The following is a 2,338-nucleotide window of genomic DNA, read 5'->3' as shown; positions in this document are numbered from 1 at the left end:
GTGGCTAATAAGATATAATAAATCTAACAAGAAAAGAGGTACTCATTATGCCACAAAGTTACACACCAGAATTTAAAAAGAAGATTGTCCGCCTCCATGAGGAAGAAGGACGTACTTACAAAAGCATCACTGCTGAGTATGGAGTATCTAAAGCCAGTATTTCCAAGTGGTGCAGCGAATTTAGTAAAGAATGCCAAATAAAAGCCCTCGAAAATCCAGATGCACCAAATGAAATGGAACTTATGAAGGAGAATCTCCGGTTGCGCAAAGAACTGGAAGAAGCAAAAAAGGAGAATCTGTTTCTAAAAAAAGCGGCGGCATTCTTTGCGAAGGAAATCGATTAGAGGCTTATCGGTTTATTGAGCAGTATCATGAGCTGTTTGGTCTGCGCTGGCTCCTTCGGCGGCTTAAAATTTGTCCAAACGCATACTACAACTACCGGAAACACCGGAAGGCAGATTACTATGCCCGTAAAACTGAAGTACAGGCACAGATTCAGGAAATCTATCACGCACACAATGGAGTTGATGGATATCGGAGTATGAAAGTTTATCTGGAGCGTAAAGGCTATTTTTACAGTCCAACAACGGTACATAAATATATGAATACGGAGCTGGGACTCCGTTCGATTGTGCGCCCGAAAAAGCCGGGATATGAACATGGAAAATCTCATAAAGTATTTGAGAATAAGCTTAAACAGGATTTCACTGCGGACGAAATCAACCGGAAATGGTGCACTGATTTCACATATCTCTTTCTGGCAAATCATGATGTACGCTACAATTGCACAATCATAGACCTGCACGACCGAAGCGTTATTGCAAGCGTTACAGATCGCAACATTACCAGCGATCTTGCCATACATACTTTACAGAAAGCATTGGACTCACAGCCTAAAATAAAGGGTGAACTGATTCTCCATAGTGATCAAGGATCACAGTTCACTTCAAAAGCATTTGTTGAATTCTGTGAATCAGTTCATGTAACACAGAGCATGAGCAAGGCAGGATATCCATACGACAATGCCCCGATGGAACGTTATTTCGCATGACGAAAGGAATGACAGGTAATTCGCTTAGGCCAGCCGAGTACTTCCTCGTGTTTGTGGATGTTTCTTGAAAGATAAAAAGTGTCAATCGGTTTATCAGGATTATGCTGTTTAGGAAACAGATATCCAGTGGGTTTACCATATGCAAACCAGTAATCAGTCATGATATCCAAAGCATACTTGGAAAGGATGGCATAGCGATCACTACGATTTTTACCATGAGTAACATGAATGCGCATATTTTTTTCGGGAAATATCTTCGTAGCGAAGGTTACACACTTCACCAATACGAAGACCGGCAGAATACATGATAGAATAAGCATAGCAGTTCTTGTTGTTATGTGTTTGTTTTAGTGTGGTAACTTAACAATACAACATAAAAACAAAAACTGCTATTATAATTCTAAAAAGTAGTGGTTTCACGTACTTAGGGCTAGCCGTCGCACTAGAGACTTGGTACAATATTTGCAAGGGTTTTGATAAAATCAAATCGTTTTTCTTGCAGTTTTCCTGCATATTTTAAGGATAAAGGAGCTAAATCAATGTACAAACCAATCGACAAGTTACAGCACTCATTCCTCGATTTTAACCAGCCTATGGGACTCCACATGAATCCGGATAACCGCTGGATCAAACTGGCTGACCGAATCCCATGGGATGAATTTGAAGTAAAATATGCTAAGCTGTTCCCCAGTGACACGGGTAATGTTGCCAAGCCTCTTCGTATGGCATTAGGAGCTCTGATCATCCAGACCAAGTTCCAGTATTCTGACCGTGAGCTCGTGGAACAGATTGCAGAGAATCCGTATCTGCAATACTTTATTGGACTTCCCGGGTTTCAGGAAGAAGCCCCGTTTGATGCAAGTACGCTGGTTCTCTTCCGCAAGCGCATTTCAGCAGAAATGTTGATGGAAGTAAACGATTATCTTCTTGCTCATAAGGAGGATGACAAAGATAACCATATGCCTCCATCTGCAGGAAAATCCAGTGATGACAATACTGCAAAAGAAGAGACAAACAAAGGAACGTTGACCATAGATGCAACCTGTGCACCTACAAATATCCGTTATCCGCAGGATATCTCACTTCTGAACGAAGCAAGAGAAAAGCTGGAAACCATCATTTACCGATTTTGCAAAGCCTATGGTCTGAGGCTGCCCAGACGCTACCGCAAACGTGCCAGGAAAGAATATCTTGCGTTTGCCAAAAGCAGAAAACACACGGCAAAGAAAATCCGCAGCACACTCCGCAGACAGCTCGGTTATGTGAAAAGAGATCTGCGGTATCTGG

1 protein-coding gene and 1 pseudogene are annotated in these 2,338 nt (G+C 41.8%); both read left to right on the top strand.

Going from position 1 to position 2,338, the window contains the following annotated elements; translation table 11 throughout:
• Positions 1–47: 47 nt before the first annotated feature.
• Positions 48–1,045, top strand: a pseudogene (locus ASU35_RS04035) (IS3 family transposase); the annotation flags it as partial.
• 545 nt (positions 1,046–1,590) lie between these two features.
• Positions 1,591–2,338, top strand: a 748-nt coding sequence (locus ASU35_RS04025) for a transposase (protein WP_147525361.1), incomplete at its 3' end; no start/stop codon positions are given.

Origin of the sequence: Acetivibrio ethanolgignens (genome assembly GCF_001461035.1) — a bacterium.
Classification (GTDB): Bacteria; Bacillota; Clostridia; order Lachnospirales; family Lachnospiraceae; genus Velocimicrobium; species Velocimicrobium ethanolgignens.
Note: the sequence above shows the minus strand (reverse complement) of the source record. Positions and strands in the feature narration are given on the sequence as shown.